At 55.1% G+C, this 15,249-nt stretch carries 13 protein-coding genes; 4 read left to right on the forward strand and 9 right to left on the reverse strand.

The window, feature by feature from the left end; genetic code table 11:
• Positions 1-23: 23 nt before the first annotated feature.
• The 5 genes from bglB to flhB form a co-directional block, all read right to left on the reverse strand.
• Positions 24-1,163 carry a beta-galactosidase BglB gene (bglB, locus tag ETG88_RS18505; RefSeq protein WP_107703357.1) on the reverse strand — a complete coding sequence of 380 codons (1,140 nt, stop codon included), beginning with the start codon at positions 1,161-1,163 and terminating at the stop codon, positions 24-26.
• Between the two features lie 4 nt (positions 1,164-1,167).
• The gene (locus ETG88_RS18510) at positions 1,168-2,751 is read right to left on the reverse strand and encodes an MFS transporter (RefSeq protein WP_129036073.1); all 1,584 of its coding nucleotides are present in this window, start codon (positions 2,749-2,751) and stop codon (positions 1,168-1,170) included.
• A gap of 261 nt (positions 2,752-3,012) precedes the next feature.
• The gene (gene flhE, locus ETG88_RS18515; protein ID WP_100779764.1) at positions 3,013-3,405 is read right to left on the reverse strand and encodes a flagellar protein FlhE; all 393 of its coding nucleotides are present in this window, start codon (positions 3,403-3,405) and stop codon (positions 3,013-3,015) included.
• Entirely contained in the window at positions 3,405-5,483 is a 2,079-nt protein-coding gene (gene flhA / locus ETG88_RS18520) for a flagellar biosynthesis protein FlhA (protein WP_100779763.1), read from the reverse strand. Before flhA ends, flhE begins: the two co-directional genes overlap by 1 nt.
• Entirely contained in the window at positions 5,476-6,624 is a 1,149-nt protein-coding gene (gene flhB / locus ETG88_RS18525) for a flagellar biosynthesis protein FlhB (RefSeq protein ID WP_100779762.1), read from the reverse strand. Before flhB ends, flhA begins: the two co-directional genes overlap by 8 nt.
• A 484-nt stretch (positions 6,625-7,108) precedes the next feature.
• On the opposite strand from flhB, the gene ETG88_RS18530 reads away from it, so the two are divergent.
• The 4 genes from ETG88_RS18530 (at position 7,109) to ETG88_RS18545 (ending at position 12,228) form a co-directional block, all read left to right on the forward strand.
• Positions 7,109-7,714, forward strand: coding sequence for a fimbrial protein (locus ETG88_RS18530; RefSeq protein WP_228483583.1), 606 nt, complete (start codon positions 7,109-7,111; stop codon positions 7,712-7,714).
• A gap of 131 nt (positions 7,715-7,845) precedes the next feature.
• Positions 7,846-8,538, forward strand: a complete 693-nt coding sequence (locus tag ETG88_RS18535; protein ID WP_129036074.1) for a fimbrial biogenesis chaperone — start codon at positions 7,846-7,848, stop codon at positions 8,536-8,538.
• Between the two features lie 8 nt (positions 8,539-8,546).
• Positions 8,547-11,102, forward strand: coding sequence for a fimbria/pilus outer membrane usher protein (locus ETG88_RS18540; RefSeq protein WP_129036075.1), 2,556 nt, complete (start codon positions 8,547-8,549; stop codon positions 11,100-11,102).
• Positions 11,092-12,228, forward strand: a complete 1,137-nt coding sequence (locus ETG88_RS18545; RefSeq protein ID WP_129036076.1) for a fimbrial protein — start codon at positions 11,092-11,094, stop codon at positions 12,226-12,228. The genes ETG88_RS18540 and ETG88_RS18545 overlap by 11 nt, the downstream gene beginning before the upstream one ends.
• 44 nt (positions 12,229-12,272) lie before the next feature.
• Here ETG88_RS18545 and cheZ read toward each other — a convergent pair whose 3' ends face one another.
• The 4 genes from cheZ to cheR are packed head-to-tail and all read right to left on the reverse strand — an operon-like array spanning position 12,273 to position 15,246.
• Positions 12,273-12,917 (reverse strand): protein phosphatase CheZ, encoded by a 645-nt coding sequence (gene cheZ, locus ETG88_RS18550; RefSeq protein WP_100780859.1) that lies wholly within the window; start codon positions 12,915-12,917, stop codon positions 12,273-12,275.
• Between the two features lie 10 nt (positions 12,918-12,927).
• Positions 12,928-13,317 (reverse strand): chemotaxis response regulator CheY, encoded by a 390-nt coding sequence (gene cheY, locus ETG88_RS18555; protein WP_100779758.1) that lies wholly within the window; start codon positions 13,315-13,317, stop codon positions 12,928-12,930.
• A 16-nt stretch (positions 13,318-13,333) separates the two neighbouring features.
• On the reverse strand, positions 13,334-14,383 hold the full coding sequence (locus ETG88_RS18560) for a protein-glutamate methylesterase/protein-glutamine glutaminase (protein ID WP_100779757.1): 1,050 nt from the start codon (positions 14,381-14,383) through the stop codon (positions 13,334-13,336).
• A complete protein-coding gene (gene cheR, locus ETG88_RS18565; RefSeq protein WP_100779756.1) occupies positions 14,380-15,246 on the reverse strand; it encodes a protein-glutamate O-methyltransferase CheR in 867 nt (288 codons plus the stop codon). The genes ETG88_RS18560 and cheR overlap by 4 nt, the downstream gene beginning before the upstream one ends.
• Positions 15,247-15,249 lie beyond the last annotated feature (3 nt).

A 15,249-nucleotide genomic window follows, 5' to 3' on the forward strand; every position in this document is an offset into this window, starting at 1 on the left:
GGCAATTGCCGGGTTTTTTATTATCAGAAATATTTACGCAAATACTCCGTCAGACACAGAATCGCCATCGCCTGACCGTACGGCATCGAGGTCAGCGGGATCTGGCGATAAAACTCCAGATCGCTGCCCATCCCCGTGCCAAACGACGTTTGTAGCAACTCCCCTTCCGGCGAAATATTGTTCACAATTCCCCGAATCGCTTTCTCCGCCACTTCAGCGTATTCCGCGCCAACGTAACGCTTGCGCACCGCTTTTAAGATCCCGTAGGCAAAGCCTGCCGTGGCGGATGCTTCCAGATACGACTCGGGATCGTCAAGCAGCGTATGCCACAGGCCGCTCTCATCCTGACATTTTGCCAGCGCGGCGATTTGCGCATTCAGAACCTGCACCAGATAACGGCGCACCGCGTTGTTCTCCGGCAAATCCACCAGCTCAAGGAAGTCGGGAATGACAATCGTCAGCCAGCTGTTGCCGCGCGCCCAGCGGGCTTTGGCAAAGTTGTGCTGCCCGTCGTAGTTCCAGCCGTGGAACCACAGACCGGTTTCGCGATCCATCAGGTTCTGAACATGCAGCAGGAACTGATACACCGCCTCTTCCACATACTCCGGGCGATTAAGCAATTTGCCTATTTTCGCCAGCGGCAGGACGGTCATCATCAGCGTGTCGTCCCACATTTGCTGATGATTCTCTTCCGCCAGGGTGATGTGCTGCATGCCGCCGTGCGCCGTGCGCGGCATGTCGTTCATCGCCCACTCTGCCCAGCTTTCCAGCCATGGCAAATAGGTGGCGTTTTGCGTCTCCTCAAAGCGGTAAGCCAGAGTCAGGAACGGGGCCATGGTATTGACGTTTTTGGTGGTCGCGCCTTCGGCAAAGCGGTCGGCAAACCAGCCGTCGATGATGTCACGCATGTGGCTGTCACCGGTCTGGCAGTAATACTGCCAGATGCCGTATAAGCCCACGCCGTGCGTCCACTCCCATCCCGCCCAGCCTTTGGTGTCGATCACGCGCCCGTCGTCCAGCCGCAGCAAAAATTCGCCGGTTTTATCGTGGATGTTCACCAGATTATGCGTCACCTTTTCAATCAGTGATTTCAGTTCATCCCTGGCAATAAAATGCTCAGGCTGACGCAGTAACGGGCTATGTTTGACAGGCCAAACCTTCATAATCTTAACCTCTGTGATATGTCGAATTCAGTACCGCGCGATCCTTCAGGGAAGGTGCCGCCGGTTTATTGCGATTCAGATAACCAATGTTGTTGTTGCCCCACAAGGATTCGTACGGCATCCCGGCCAACAGTTCAACGGTGGCGCGGGCCTGCGGGGTCGCCGTTTCCGGCATCGCGTGTCCGGACTCGCGCATTTTGGCGGTCTCTTCACGCAGGGTGCTGTGAGTTTCCAGGTTCAGTTTAAAGCGCAGGGAGACCAGGAAACCGCAGGCTAGCACCAGAATGGTGCCCACACTCAGGATCATCAGAATGGTGTGGCTCACTTCCGCTGGCTGGGTATTCTGGCCGCTGACAAAGCCGGACATCTGCATCACAATCCCCACCAGCATGATGGCTCCGGCCTGCGAGGCTTTACGCGTCAGGGTCATAATCCCGGCGAAAATCCCTTCGCGGCGCTGGCCGGTGATCACTTCATCCACGTCAGCAATATAGGTGTAGATATTCCACGGAACGTAGTTGATGCCACCGCGACCCAAACCTGCCACAGCAGAGATCAGCAGCAACAGCGAATAGACGTCGCTCAACCCGGCGTAATAGAGCACCGCGTAGGAGATAGAAGCCAGACCAAACAGCACGACCACCATGCGGTACGACGGGGCCGGTCCAAAGCGGATGCAGAGCGGGATCATGGCGATCACGGCGATGAACTGGAAGATGGCCATGGTGCCCAGTAAGTTCGACGCCATCGACGCTTCCTGCATCAGCACAAACACCACGTAATAGGTGAACACTGCGTTGAAGACGTCCTGCGCGATATAGCCGCCCAGATACATCCCCAGATGCTGGCGGAAAATTTTCACTCGCAGGGTTGAGCTTAACTCGACAAACAGCCGGTTCAGGCTCTGACTCAGATTGAGTTTTTTCTTCTCTTCTTCTGCGCGCAATGCCGCTTCAGACCACTCTTCACGCGGGCGCTCCCAGGTAAAGATCCAGACGAAAGTCAGCATCATTGCGCACAGCACGGAGAAGACCAGGCTCGCGTAGAAGAAGGAGATCGCGTTGTCTTTACCGAAGTGAGTCAACAGGATACCCGGCAGGAAAGAGGCCAGAATCGCCGACATCTGCGCCATAGAGATTCGCGCGCCGGAGAATTTCGTTTTCTGTTTGAAATCGTCCGTCATTTCCGGGACTAAGGTTTCGTAAGGCACCAGAATCATGGTGTACACGATATCGAAGATCAGGTAGGTGACCAGGTAGTACCAGAAGCCCATATCCCCTACCCACATCATCGAGTAGCTGAAAACGCAGGGAATACCGAGCAGGATAAAGAACTTACGGCGGCCAAAGCGTTTGCCGAGCCAGGTGGTACCAAAGTTATCGGTCAGGAAGCCCATTAACGGGCTGACCACCGCGTCAAGCACCCTGGCGGCCGCAAAAATAAAGGTCGCCTCAATCGGCGAAAGCCCACAGAACGTCGTATAAAAATATAACAGCCAGGCCGCCGTCAGCGCGGTTGTGCCTGCCCCAAGAAAATCGCCTGACCCGTAGGCGAGGTAATTTGCGAGTCCAATTTTACGTGTTTTCATTGCCGTCAACCCTTTGAATGTTGGGAGACTCCCTGTATGCAAACCTCGTCCGGGAGTTTTTACACGGCTACAGTAAAAGTATCGTTCTATTGATACCTTTCTGTTTCTGCCACTGCCTGAGGGCGAATGGCAATAATGCAAAGAGATTCCGTACGCGTGTCACTGATTTATAAAACAGCGTTTCTCTTGCATCAAAAGGCGGGGTCATTTTTTGGGAGCCAGCCGTCAGTTTCTGCTGACGGCTGGTGAAAAGGCAGGCAATTAGCGGTAATTCACAATCACTTCGTTACTTTGAACTTTGAGGGCGGGGATCAGACGTCCTCCGCCCGGGACTTCCCAGACAAAACGCAGCGGCTCAACGGCAGGCACCCCATTGAAGGCGTGCGTGGTGCCACTTTCACCGTCCAGTTCTGTGCAGCGCGTCTGCGAGCACAGGCGTACGCGCAGGCCCGCAGGCGTCGGGCCAATTAGCTGATAACGCCAGACCACCAGCGTCATCAGCCCGGAGGCCGGTTCTGAGGCGGAAAGCGGTCGCGAGGAGGCCGATACCCCGCGATTGCTCAGGGTGATACCAATACTGCTCGCCTGCCAGGTGCCTTCCCCGGCGGCCTGAGCCAGCATCGGGAACAGTAAAATCCACAGCCAGTGACGCATTATTTGCCTCCGATGGTCGCCGTCATACGAATATGACGGTTATCCGACAGTTCCAGATTCGACAGTACCACCAGCTGCGTCAGACTGCGGCGCAGGAAGCGAGAGAGCAGCGGACGCAGCGCGTGATTCACCAGCAGAACCGGCGGAGCGCCAAGCATCTCCTGACGCGCCAGTGCCTCTTGCGTTTGCGCCAGCAGACGGTCTGCCAGACCCGGCTCCAGGCCGCCACCGCCCTGCAACGCCTGCAGCAGCAGACGCTCAAGCGGCGTATCGAGACCAATCACCTGCACTTCGCCGGAGCCAGGGAACCACAGCTGGGTGATGGCACGGCCCAGCGCCACGCGCACCACGGCGGTGAGTTCGTGCGGATCGCTCTGCAGCGGCGCATGTTCCGCCAGGGTTTCAAGAATGGTGCGCATATCGCGGATCGGTACTTTTTCGTCGAGCAGGTTTTGCAGCACTTTGTGCAGCGTGGTTAACGTCACCACGCCCGGCACTAAGTCTTCTGTCAGCTTCGGCATCTCCTGGGTGACGCGGTCGAGCAACTGCTGCGCTTCCTGACGGCCAAACAGCTCCGCCGAGAACTGCCCAATCAGGTGGTTCAGGTGTGTCGCCACGACGGTACTGGCTTCCACCACCGTATAGCCCTGGATCTGCGCCTGCTCTTTCAGCGCACTTTCAATCCAGATTGCCGCCAGGCCAAAGGCCGGATCGATGGTCTGTTCGCCCGGCAGCGTACCCGCCGCTGTGCCTGGGTTAATCGCCAGCCAGCGCCCCGGATAGGCATCGCCGCTGCCGATCTCCACGCCTTTCATTAAGATGCGATAGCGCGCAGGCGGCAGATCCATGTTGTCGCGGATGTGCACCACCGGCGGCAGGAAGCCCATATCCTGGGCGAATTTTTTACGGATACTGCGGATACGGCCCAGCAGCTCGCCGTCCTGCTGGAAATCAACCATCGGGATCAGGCGATAGCCCACTTCCATCCCGAGGGAATCTTCCAGCTGGACGTCGTTCCAGGTGGCTTCCACGGACTGGTTATTTTCCGGCATTTTGACCGGTGCCGGTTCAGCTGCCGGTTTGGTTTCGCGTCCACGCAGCCACCAGGCAAGCCCCAGCAAAGCGGCAGTAAACAGCAGGAAGACAAAGTTTGGCATGCCAGGTACAAGGCCCAGCAGGCCCAGCACTGCCGCAGAGAGCATCAGCACGTTCGGATTAGTGAACAGTTGGCTGACCATCTGCTGACCGACGTCTTCGTCGGTGCTTACGCGGGTCACGATCACACCCGCCGCGGTTGAGATCACCAGCGCCGGGATCTGCGCCACCAGACCGTCACCGATCGTCAGCAGCGTATAGCTTTCCGCCGCATGGCCCATGTCCATACCATGCTGGAGTACCCCCACCAGCAGACCGCCGACGATGTTAATTACCATGATCAGGATCCCGGCGATGGCATCCCCGCGCACGAATTTACTCGCACCGTCCATCGAACCGTAGAAGTCCGCTTCCTGAGTGACGTCGGAACGGCGCTTTTTCGCTTCATCTTCGCCAATCAGCCCGGCGTTGAGATCGGCGTCAATCGCCATCTGTTTGCCCGGCATTCCGTCGAGAACAAAACGGGCGCCGACTTCAGCAATACGGCCCGCACCTTTGGTGATAACCATGAAGTTAATGATAACGAGGATAACGAACACCACGATACCGATAGCAAAGTTGCCGCCGACAAGGAAGTGACCAAAGGCCTCAACCACTTTACCCGCCGCTGCACCGCCCGTATGCCCTTCCATCAGAATGATACGCGTTGACGCCACGTTCAGCGCCAGGCGCAGCAAGGTGGTGAACAGCAGGATGGTCGGGAACGCCGCAAACTCAAGGGTACGCTGGGTGAACATCGCCACCAGCAGCACCATAATCGAAAGCGCAATGTTGAATGTGAAAAGCAGGTCGAGGATAAATGCTGGCAACGGCAGCACCATCATCGACAAAATTAGCAGGATGAGAATCGGCCCGGCAAGGATCTGCCATTGCGTCGATTTCATGTTGCTGGGCAGGCGCAACATTGCCACCAGATTAGCCATCAGTGTCCTTCTCGTTCATAAAATCCAGTGCCTCAGGCACCGGCAGATTTTCAGGTTTCACAGGTCGTTGACCGCCTGCCAAACGCCAGCGTTTCAGCTGCCAGACCCAGGCCAGCACTTCCGCCACAGCGGCGTAGAGCTGACCAGGAATTTGCTGTCCAATTTCAGCATGACGATACAGAGCACGCGCCAGCGGCGGGGCTTCCAGTACCGGCACGCGGTGTTCAGCGCCAATTTCACGGATGCGCAGGGCGATAAGCCCCGCCCCTTTCGCCACCACTTTTGGCGCACTCATTTTGTTTTCGTCGTACTTCAGCGCCACGGAGTAGTGGGTCGGGTTGGTGACGATCACGTCCGCTTTCGGAACATCTTCCATCATGCGACGACGCGCAGCCGCGCGCTGCATCTGACGAATACGCCCCTTCACATGCGGGTCGCCTTCCATCTGTTTGTATTCGTCACGAAGATCCTGCCGCGACATACGTAATTTTTTGATATGGCTGTAAATCTGGAAGAAGACGTCAAATCCCACCATCGGAATAATGCTGAGCACCACCAGCACCGCGCACAGCCCAACCAGATTCATGGCGTTGCTCATGGCCGTCAGAGGGGATTCGCTGATCAGGCGCATCATATCGGGCCAGTGGTGCCAGAGGTAAAACCCGGCGGTGCTCCCCATCAGAACGGATTTCAGAATTGCTTTGAGCAGCTCCGCCCCCGTCTGCGCCGAGAACATTTTGGCAATGCCGGGAAACGGATTGAGTTTGGAAAATTTGGGCTGCAGAGATTTCGTGCTGAACACCAGACCGCCCAGCATAACGGGCGAGACCAGGGCCACAATCACCACCCCGGTAATCAACGGCAACAGCGCAATCATCGCGTCTTTAATCAGCAGAATGATTTGGCTGAGGATCAGGTTGGGATCATTCACCATACTGTGGTCGAAACGCAGCCCGGCCGAGAGCATTCCCGCCAGTCTGCGGGCAAACGACTCCCCACCCATCCAGATAATGCATACACCCACGATTAAAATCAGCAGGGATGTCAGCTCTCGGGATCGGGGGATTTGCCCTTCCTCACGCGCTTTGTCTAGTCGGTGGGGTGTGGGGGCTTCTGTTTTGTCGTCGCTGTCTTCTGCCACAGTGCGCGCTCTCTGCCCATTTCGTCACGCGTATCATGCCAGAGCACACCCAACTCAATGGACGGAAAAGCCTGTATAACTTGCCGTTTTTAGCCTGTTTAACGGCCAAAACTCACGTAGCTTAAAAATTTTGTGTCTAATTTTAGACTTTTCAGAGTACGTTTAATGTGGTTTATAAAATGAAATAAACGTCTTTCGTGTTGTTTAAACCCGACTTGCAAACGCTTTACCTCGATTAACCACAAAGCACTCATAACACCAAAATAACAATAAATATCAACACGTTTATAATGATCATTATGCTTAACATGATTAATCTGAGAATTATTTAAAACACAAACTGGTGAATACTTTACAGTCAAGTTCGAATAAATTACCCTATATAATATCAATTAAGCCATACTTCCGTCCGAAGCAAATACCTTTTATACTGGCGTGTGAAATAACTTTATTTATTAAGTTCACTTTCACCAGTAATCTCAACATGGAATTTATTGTTAAGGACGTTTTGATTATGAACCTCAGGTACCCTATTATTTCTGGCGCATTGATGGCGCTGACTTCAGTAAGTACATTCGCTGCAGAAATGAATGCAGGAAAGATTCATTTCACAGGGGAAATTATTGAGCCAAGTTGTGTCATTGACGGCGATGATGGTACAGACAGTACCGTTCCCCTGGGCACCTATACCACGACTTTATTTACAGCGCCCGGTGTTGAGTCACCCTTGACGCCCTTCAAAATAACCCTGAAAGATTGTCCGTTGAAAAGTGATGGCCTTCCGTCTATTCAACTGACCTTTACCGGTGCCACCACCCTGACAAAGACGAAAAACCTGCTTGATGTCAGCAAGATAACGACAGCCGGGGCAACAGCCGCTACGGGTGTGGGTATCGCTGTGAGCCTTGATGGCGCGGATGAAGACCTTATCACAATGGACGGAGCGGAAGATCAGGTCTATATCGAACTTCCTACCAAAACCACCGACACGATTAGCGCCAATTTCAATGCGCGCTATCGATCGTTTGCTGAAAAGGTCACACCCGGCCCTGCCGATGCGGATATGACGGTTAATATTATTTATCGTTAATCGTCCGGCCTGCCCATTCTTGATATCAATACTTCCGCAAAGAAGTATATTCTCGAATGGGCATTTATAAGAAACACCTAACTCACTCCATACTTCTTAGCCATTATTTTAGATCAGGACAAATATTACGCATGCGTATTTATCCGCTAATTCTATTACTGACACCTGTTATATTTTCCTCATTTAGCCATGCGGCAGGCATCCAGGTTGGGCGTACGAGGATCGTCTACGATGCCGGTAAAAAGGAGGTTTCACTTCCGCTGACAAATAAAGAAACTGAACTTCCCTGGTTGATTCAATCCTGGACGGATACGGGAAACGGTAAAACTCGCGGGCCTTTTATCGTCACCCCGCCGTTATTTCGTCTTGAACCCCAGAGAGAACAAAGTCTGAGGATCGCCTGGAACGGAACAGCAATCCCCGAGAACAAAGAGTCGTTGTTTTATATGAACGTTCGTACCATTCCTGCCACCGCGGCGGAGGACGACGATAAGAATGTGTTACGCCTGATCTACAAAACGCGTATCAAGCTGTTCTGGCGTCCAAAAGGGCTGAAGGGCGACCCTGATGAAACCTGCAAAAACCTGCGTTTTTCCCGTCACGGCAAGCAGCTGACGGTGATCAACGAGGGGGCTTTTCACATCACCTTTGACAACCTGAAACTGGGTAACGCTACGCTTGAGAAAGCCGATATGGTCACGCCTCAGTCGAGCGTGGAGATCCCCGTGCCTGACAGTGCGACAGGCAGCCAGGTCAGTTGGCGATGCATCACCGATTACGGCAACGCTTCCGCCAAATACATTGCGACCCTGGGTCAGGGATAGGAAACGCCATGGCCAAAGGACTCGCTTCTATTTCCAGGCAGCGTGCCTGGCGCATAAATGCGCTCGTACGTTGCCTTGGCGGCGTGGCGTTGATGCTTTCATCCGCCGCACATACCCGAGAGTACCATTTTTCACCTTCCGCCCTGGAAGGCGATCAGCTGCCGCAGCAGGATATCGACCTGTCACTCTTTTCACACTCGAACACCCAGCTGCCCGGCGTTTACCCTTCCCGCATTCTGCTCAACGATCTGCGTGTGGGCGACGCCAGTATCACTTATCTCGGCGGCAAAAGGGGTGAACTGGTGGCGCAACTGACCCCTGATATGCTGCGAAAATGGGGCGTCGATATTGATAAGTTTCCGGCGCTGACGGTTGTGGATGCGTCGTCTGCGCTCCCTAAGCCTTTGGGAGATTACATTCCGCAGGCCTCGGCGACGTTCGACTTTTCCGCCATGACGCTGCATCTGAGCATTCCGCAGGCCGCCATTGCGGCTAATGGCAGAGGCTACATCGCCCCTTCCCGCTGGGATGATGGCGTGCCGGTGGCGTTCACGGATTACGCGTTTTCCGGCTCGCAAAATCAACACGGCGACAAAAACACGACCAGCAATCAGTACCTCAATATGCGCAGCGGCGCGAACCTGGGCGGCTGGCGCGTGCGTAACTATTCCACCTGGAGCAAAACCGACGACGACAACAGCTGGGACACGGTTAACACCTTCGTGCAGCACGATCTCGATGCCCTGAAAGCACAGTTTACGGGCGGCGAAAGCAGCACTCAGGGCGAGGTATTCGACAGCCTGCAGTATCGCGGCATTAACATCGCGTCGGACGAAGAGATGCTGCCCTACAGCCAGCGCGGGTTCGCCCCGGTTATCCGCGGTATCGCCAGCTCCAATGCCGAAGTGTCGGTGCGCCAGAACGGTTATCTGATCTATCAGCAGAACGTCGCCCCCGGCGCGTTTGAAATCAACGACCTCTACTCCACCACCAACAGCGGCGATCTTGATGTCACCGTCAAAGAGGCCGATGGCACCGAGCATCATTTCACCCTGCCCTACTCCAGCATCGCCGTCATGCAGCGACCTGGACATCTGAAATATGAATTCACCGCCGCACGCTATCGCGCAGACAGCGGGAGCGATCAGAATGAACCGCTGTTTGTGCAGGGAAGCGCGATCTATGGTGTGAACAACAGCATGACGCTGTTTGGCGGTGTTACGGCGTCAGAGGACTATCAGGCGGTCAATACCGGTGCAGGGATTGCGCTGGGACGTTTCGGTACGGTGTCGGCGGATGTGACAACCGCGAAAACCCAGCTCGATAATCATACCGAGCGTTCCGGGCAGTCATACCGCCTGCTCTACTCAGGCAAAATTGATACCACCGACACCAACTTCACCCTCGCCAGCTATCGCTACTCCACCAGCGGCTACTACAGCTTTGCCGACGCCAACCAGAAATACGATCAGCATGAAAACGATCTGCTCTTCCAGTACAACAAACGTAACCGCATTCAGGCCAGCATCAGCCAGAATATTGCTGGCGTCAGTTTTTATCTCAATGGTTATCAGCAGGACTACTGGCAGACGTCCCAGAAAGAGCGCAGCCTCTCAGCGGGTCTCAATACCGTGGTGGAAAGCATCAGCATTCACCTGGCCTATACCTACAGCAAAACCGAAGAAGACGAGAGCGATCAGATGGTCTCCCTTGGCTTTAGCGTCCCGCTGAGCAAATGGCTGCCGCGCGCCTGGAGCAGCTACAACCTGAGCAACAGCAAGCACGGGTACACGCGGCAAAACATCGGGCTAAACGGGACGCTGCTGGATGACGAACGTCTGAACTATTCGCTGCAGCAAAGTCATTCCAACCATGACGGCGATGACACCAGCAGTCTGTACGGCAGCTATCGCTCGCAGTACGCCAATCTGAACGCCGGGTATTACTATTCATCCGACAAATCGCAGCAGTTGAGCTACGGCATGAGCGGTGCGGTGGTCGCCCACCCTCATGGAATTACCCTGGCTCAGCCGCTGGGTAGCCAGTTTGCCATCGTCAATGCTAACCATGCCTCTGGCGTGCGCTTCCAGAACCAGCGCGGTATTCAGACTGACTGGCAGGGAAATGCCGTGATCCCGTCACTCACCCCTTATCAGGAAAACAGCATCCGCGTCGATACCAGCAGCCTGCCGGAGGATGTCGATACCAGCGAAACCGCCGTCACGGTCATTCCCTCGCGCAACGCCGCCGTAACAGCAAGCTTTGATGCCCACGTCGGCTATCGCGCGCTGATTACCCTCACGCGCCCCAATGGCAGCACAGTGCCTTTTGCCGCCATCGCCACCGCTGTATCTCCGGTCATCAGCGGCATTGTCGACGATACGGGCACCGTTTATCTCGCCGGGGTCTCGGACACCGTTCAGTTGAATGTGAAATGGGGCGAGGGTGCGGATCAGCAATGTACGGCCAGCGTCCCGATTAGCACGAGAGTAGCCACGTCCAACCCGGCGGGTATCCGCTCCGTCAGCGCGCTTTGTAAGCAGGAAGAAAAACATGTTAATTAACGCCAAATCCCTCTGGTTACTGCTATACCTGTCCGCCCCTGTCACCGCGCAGGCTGCGACCATTTTGCGCGACTGTTTTGTCCCTCAGGATTATCACGTTGCTTATGACGGCGATCTCAACGCCAGCGACAATAAAGCGGGTCTGGATGTGGATATTCCTGACCACCTGGTCGGGGAAAGTACAGTCATGGAAGCCAACTGTGATTGCCCTAAAAACATGATGGAATCGACGACGATTTATGAATTAACCCTGGCAGGCAGTCCGCTTCCACAGGGTGCGAGTGGCTATGGTGCTCTCACTGATAAACTGGACATTAACGTAAAGGGGTATGTCGATGCGAGTAATTCCCCGGACGGGTCCGGCCTGGAGGGGCTCAATATTAACGAGTACCCCACGCCTCAGAGCTCGATGTCAAAAACGATAGAGAAATTCAAAGCGACTGAAGGCACCGCGAGCGTCTGCAGCGAGAGCACGCGACCTGAGGATTCCGCTCCGGTTAAACGCCAGTTCCGCTGGAACGTTATCGGCGTGATCTTTCATGTCAAAAAGCCGATTCTTGGCAAAGAGATCATCCCCCCTACCGCCGTGGTGCAGAACTATGCCTGTCTCTATTTCGGCACAGGGAACTGTGATCCAGGTGATGCCCAGCAGGTCTCCACTATCTGGCTCAGTGGTTCACTCTCCGCCCCACTCAGTTGCACCATCAATGAAGGCAGCACCATTGAGGTTGATCTGGGCAATATTGTCAGTAAGCAGTTTCGGGCAAAAGGTCAGCCGCCGATGAACTATGCGTTGAAAAATGTGGATATTACCTATCACTGCGACGATAACGCGGTTGGCAACGACGATCGCATCAGAATGACACTCAGCGCCGATCAGGGGGTGCTCGACAGTAGCGATCCGCTGATCGCGAAAATGCTCAACCGCGATGACGTCGGCGTCAGGGTCTTCACAGACGACAATAAAGACGTCCAGCTCGACGGCAGCTACGCATTTCCGGTGACGATCGATGAGCAGGGTAATGGGTCAGTGAAGATCAAAGCCGCACCGGTAAGCACCACGAATGCCACGCCGGCACCCGGTAAATTTGAAGGGAATGTGACGGTAAAAATGGATTTGCGCTGAATGATTCTCAGGCTGCAGCTGCAGCCTGAGAAAAACCGTCGCGATTAGAAGCCGAGACTGTCCAGCAGATCGTCCACCTGATCCTGGCTTGCGACAACGCCCGCCTTGGAAGTGTCGAGCTGCGGGCCATTGAGCAGGCTTTCATTCTCACGTTTCGGACGCGCAGCAGGCTCTGGCATGTTTTCCAGCAGAACCATCAGCAGCTGACGTTCGATTTCCTGAATCACATCCATCATGCGCTTGATAACCTGACCTGTCAGGTCCTGGAAATCCTGCGCCATCATGATGTCCAGCAGCTGCGCGTTGGTGAAGCTGGTGTGTCCAGGGACATCGCCCAGATACTGGCGAGTATCCGTGACCAGCTCGCGGGCATCGGCCAGTTCGATCGGATTCTCGAACCACTCATCCCAGCGTTTGCTCAGGGCTTTTGCGCCCTTTTCCATCTCATCCTGATGCGGCTGAGAGGCTTCCACGCTGTTCAGGGCGCGCTCTGCTGCCTGTGCGGTCATCTGCACAACGTAGTCCAGACGATCGCGCGCATCGGGAATCGCTTCCGCCGCTTCGGCAATCGCCTGGTCGAGTCCCAGCTCGCGCAGGCTGTCGCGCAGCATACGCGTCAGGCTGCCGATGCGGGCAATAATCTCGTTGGCTGAATGCTCTTCAACCGGTTTCATAGCAGGTTGCATCATCACCAGCACCTCACATGCCGAGTTTCTCGAAGATCTTGCCGAGCTTCTCTTCCAGAGTCGCCGCCGTAAATGGTTTCACCACATAACCGCTTGCGCCCGCCTGTGCTGCCGCAATAATGTTCTCTTTCTTCGCTTCTGCAGTCACCATCAGAACCGGAAGAGAGGACATACTGCCATCAGCGCGAATTGTTTTGAGCAGCTCCAGACCATCCATGTTAGGCATGTTCCAGTCAGAGATAACAAAACCAAAGCCACCGGCCTGCAGTTTGTTCAGGGCATCAACGCCATCTTCTGCTTCTTCAACGTTATTAAAACCCAGCTCTTTCAGCAGGTTGCGTACGATACGACGCATGGTGGAAAAGTCATCCACAACCAGAAATCTGAGCTCTTTGTCCGCCATAAAAAACTACTCCTCATTAAATACGTATTGCCTGTCCGGCACTGATTTTCGCCAGCATCTGCTGGCTAACCTGGCTAAGATCGACCACTTCGCTCACGCCACCCATATTGATGGCCTCGCGCGGCATGCCGAACACCACACAACTTGCTTCATTCTGCGCAATCGTCCAGGCGCCAGCCTGGTGCATTGCGAGCATTCCGGCGGCCCCGTCGTTACCCATCCCCGTCAGGATCACCCCAACGGCGTTGCGCCCCGCGTGTTTCGCCACCGAATGAAACAGCACATCCACTGACGGACGGTGCCGGTTAACCGGCGGACCGTCATGAATTTTGATTTGATAGTTCGCGCCACTGCGCGCCAGCTCCATATGCTTATCACCCGGCGCGATATAGGCATGCCCCGGCAGGACGCGTTCGCCGTCCTCTGCCTCTTTCACGCTAATCTGACACAGCTTGTTCAGACGTTCGGCGAATGAGCGGGTAAAGCCCGGCGGCATATGCTGAGTAATAAGAATACCTGGGCTTGAGAGCGGCAATGGCTGGAGTACATGGCGAATTGCCTCTGTTCCTCCCGTTGAGGCCCCAATCACCAGCAGTTTTTCCGAACTGAGCAGCGGCCCGGCTTTGAGCGTGGCAGGCACGCCTGCGGGTTTATGCGCCGCCAGCTTCGCCCGTGACGCGGTGCGGATCTTCTCGGCGATCATCTCACTGTAAGCGAGCATCCCTTCGCGAATGCCCAGCTGCGGTTTGGTGACAAAATCCACCGCCCCCAGCTCCAGCGCACGCAGGGTAATCTCTGACCCTTTACCGGTCAGCGAGGAGACCATCACCACTGGCATAGGACGCAGGCGCATTAATTTCTCAAGGAAATCAATGCCATCCATGCGCGGCATCTCCACGTCCAGCGTCAGCACATCGGGGTTAAATTTTTTGATTAAATCCCGCGCGACCAGGGGATCCGGGGCTGTCGCCACCATTTCCATGTCGCTATGACTATTGATAATTTCAGTCATGATCTGGCGCATCAACGCGGAATCATCGACAGACAACACCCTGATCTTACTCATGCTTTTTCCTTACTCAGCGCATAAACCGTCTGCCCGCGCAGCACAAATTCGCGGGCCAGGTTGCTGAAGTTCTCCGAATGCCCGGCAAACAGTAAGCCGTCAGGCTTAAGCAGCGGAGCAAAACGGCGCAGAATCTCCTGCTGCGTCGTTTTATCAAAATAAATCATCACGTTACGGCAAAAAATCGCATCGAAAGGACCCGGGACGTTGTACTGCTTATCAAGCAGATTCACCGGAGCAAATTCCACGCAATTTGCCAGCTCCTGGCGCACGCGCACCAGCCCTTCGTGCGGACCCGTCCCGCGCATGAAGTACCGCTGTAGCTGTTGAGGCGACAGGGTTTTCAGCTCGTCCTGGCGATAGACGCCGTTACGCGCTTTCTCCAACACTTCAGTGTCGATGTCGCTGGCGTAGACCTTCCAGCGACCGGGCGCCATGCCCAGCGTATCGGCAAGGGTAATCGCCAGCGAATACGGCTCCTCTCCGGTCGACGCCGCTGCGCTCCAGACGCGGTATTCCCCGCTACGACGGCGGGCATGTTCCGCCAGCACCGGGAAGTGGTGACCTTCACGGAAAAACGCTGTCAGGTTAGTGGTCAGGGAGTTGATGAACGCCTGCCACTCTGCGCTGTTGGGATTGGCCTCCAGCATGCCCAGATATCGGCCAAAATCATCCAGCTCCAGCGTGCGTAAGCGCCGGACTAACCGGTTGTAGACCATGTCTCGCTTATGATCGGCAAGCACAATCCCCGCACGCTGGTAAATCAACTGACATATCCGACGAAAATGCGCGTCGGACAGCGCGAGGCGCTGGGTCATTTGCTGCAATAATGACGATTGCCCCGAGGGGTTTGGTGAGGTCATAGC

The sequence above is a fragment of the Lelliottia nimipressuralis genome, assembly GCF_004115925.1.
Classification (GTDB): domain Bacteria; phylum Pseudomonadota; class Gammaproteobacteria; order Enterobacterales; family Enterobacteriaceae; genus Enterobacter; species Enterobacter nimipressuralis.

Coding starts and splice junctions, on each gene's coding strand:
- bglB (WP_107703357.1), bottom strand. CDS start 1,163: ATGAAGGTTTGGCCTGTCAAACATAGCCCGTTACTGCGTCAGCCTGAG.
- ETG88_RS18510 (WP_129036073.1), bottom strand. CDS start 2,751: ATGAAAACACGTAAAATTGGACTCGCAAATTACCTCGCCTACGGGTCA.
- flhE (WP_100779764.1), bottom strand. CDS start 3,405: ATGCGTCACTGGCTGTGGATTTTACTGTTCCCGATGCTGGCTCAGGCC.
- flhA (WP_100779763.1), bottom strand. CDS start 5,483: ATGGCTAATCTGGTGGCAATGTTGCGCCTGCCCAGCAACATGAAATCG.
- ETG88_RS18530 (WP_228483583.1), top strand. CDS start 7,109: ATGGAATTTATTGTTAAGGACGTTTTGATTATGAACCTCAGGTACCCT.
- ETG88_RS18535 (WP_129036074.1), top strand. CDS start 7,846: ATGCGTATTTATCCGCTAATTCTATTACTGACACCTGTTATATTTTCC.
- ETG88_RS18540 (WP_129036075.1), top strand. CDS start 8,547: ATGGCCAAAGGACTCGCTTCTATTTCCAGGCAGCGTGCCTGGCGCATA.
- ETG88_RS18545 (WP_129036076.1), top strand. CDS start 11,092: ATGTTAATTAACGCCAAATCCCTCTGGTTACTGCTATACCTGTCCGCC.
- cheZ (WP_100780859.1), bottom strand. CDS start 12,917: ATGATGCAACCTGCTATGAAACCGGTTGAAGAGCATTCAGCCAACGAG.
- cheY (WP_100779758.1), bottom strand. CDS start 13,317: ATGGCGGACAAAGAGCTCAGATTTCTGGTTGTGGATGACTTTTCCACC.
- ETG88_RS18560 (WP_100779757.1), bottom strand. CDS start 14,383: ATGAGTAAGATCAGGGTGTTGTCTGTCGATGATTCCGCGTTGATGCGC.
- cheR (WP_100779756.1), bottom strand. CDS start 15,246: ATGACCTCACCAAACCCCTCGGGGCAATCGTCATTATTGCAGCAAATG.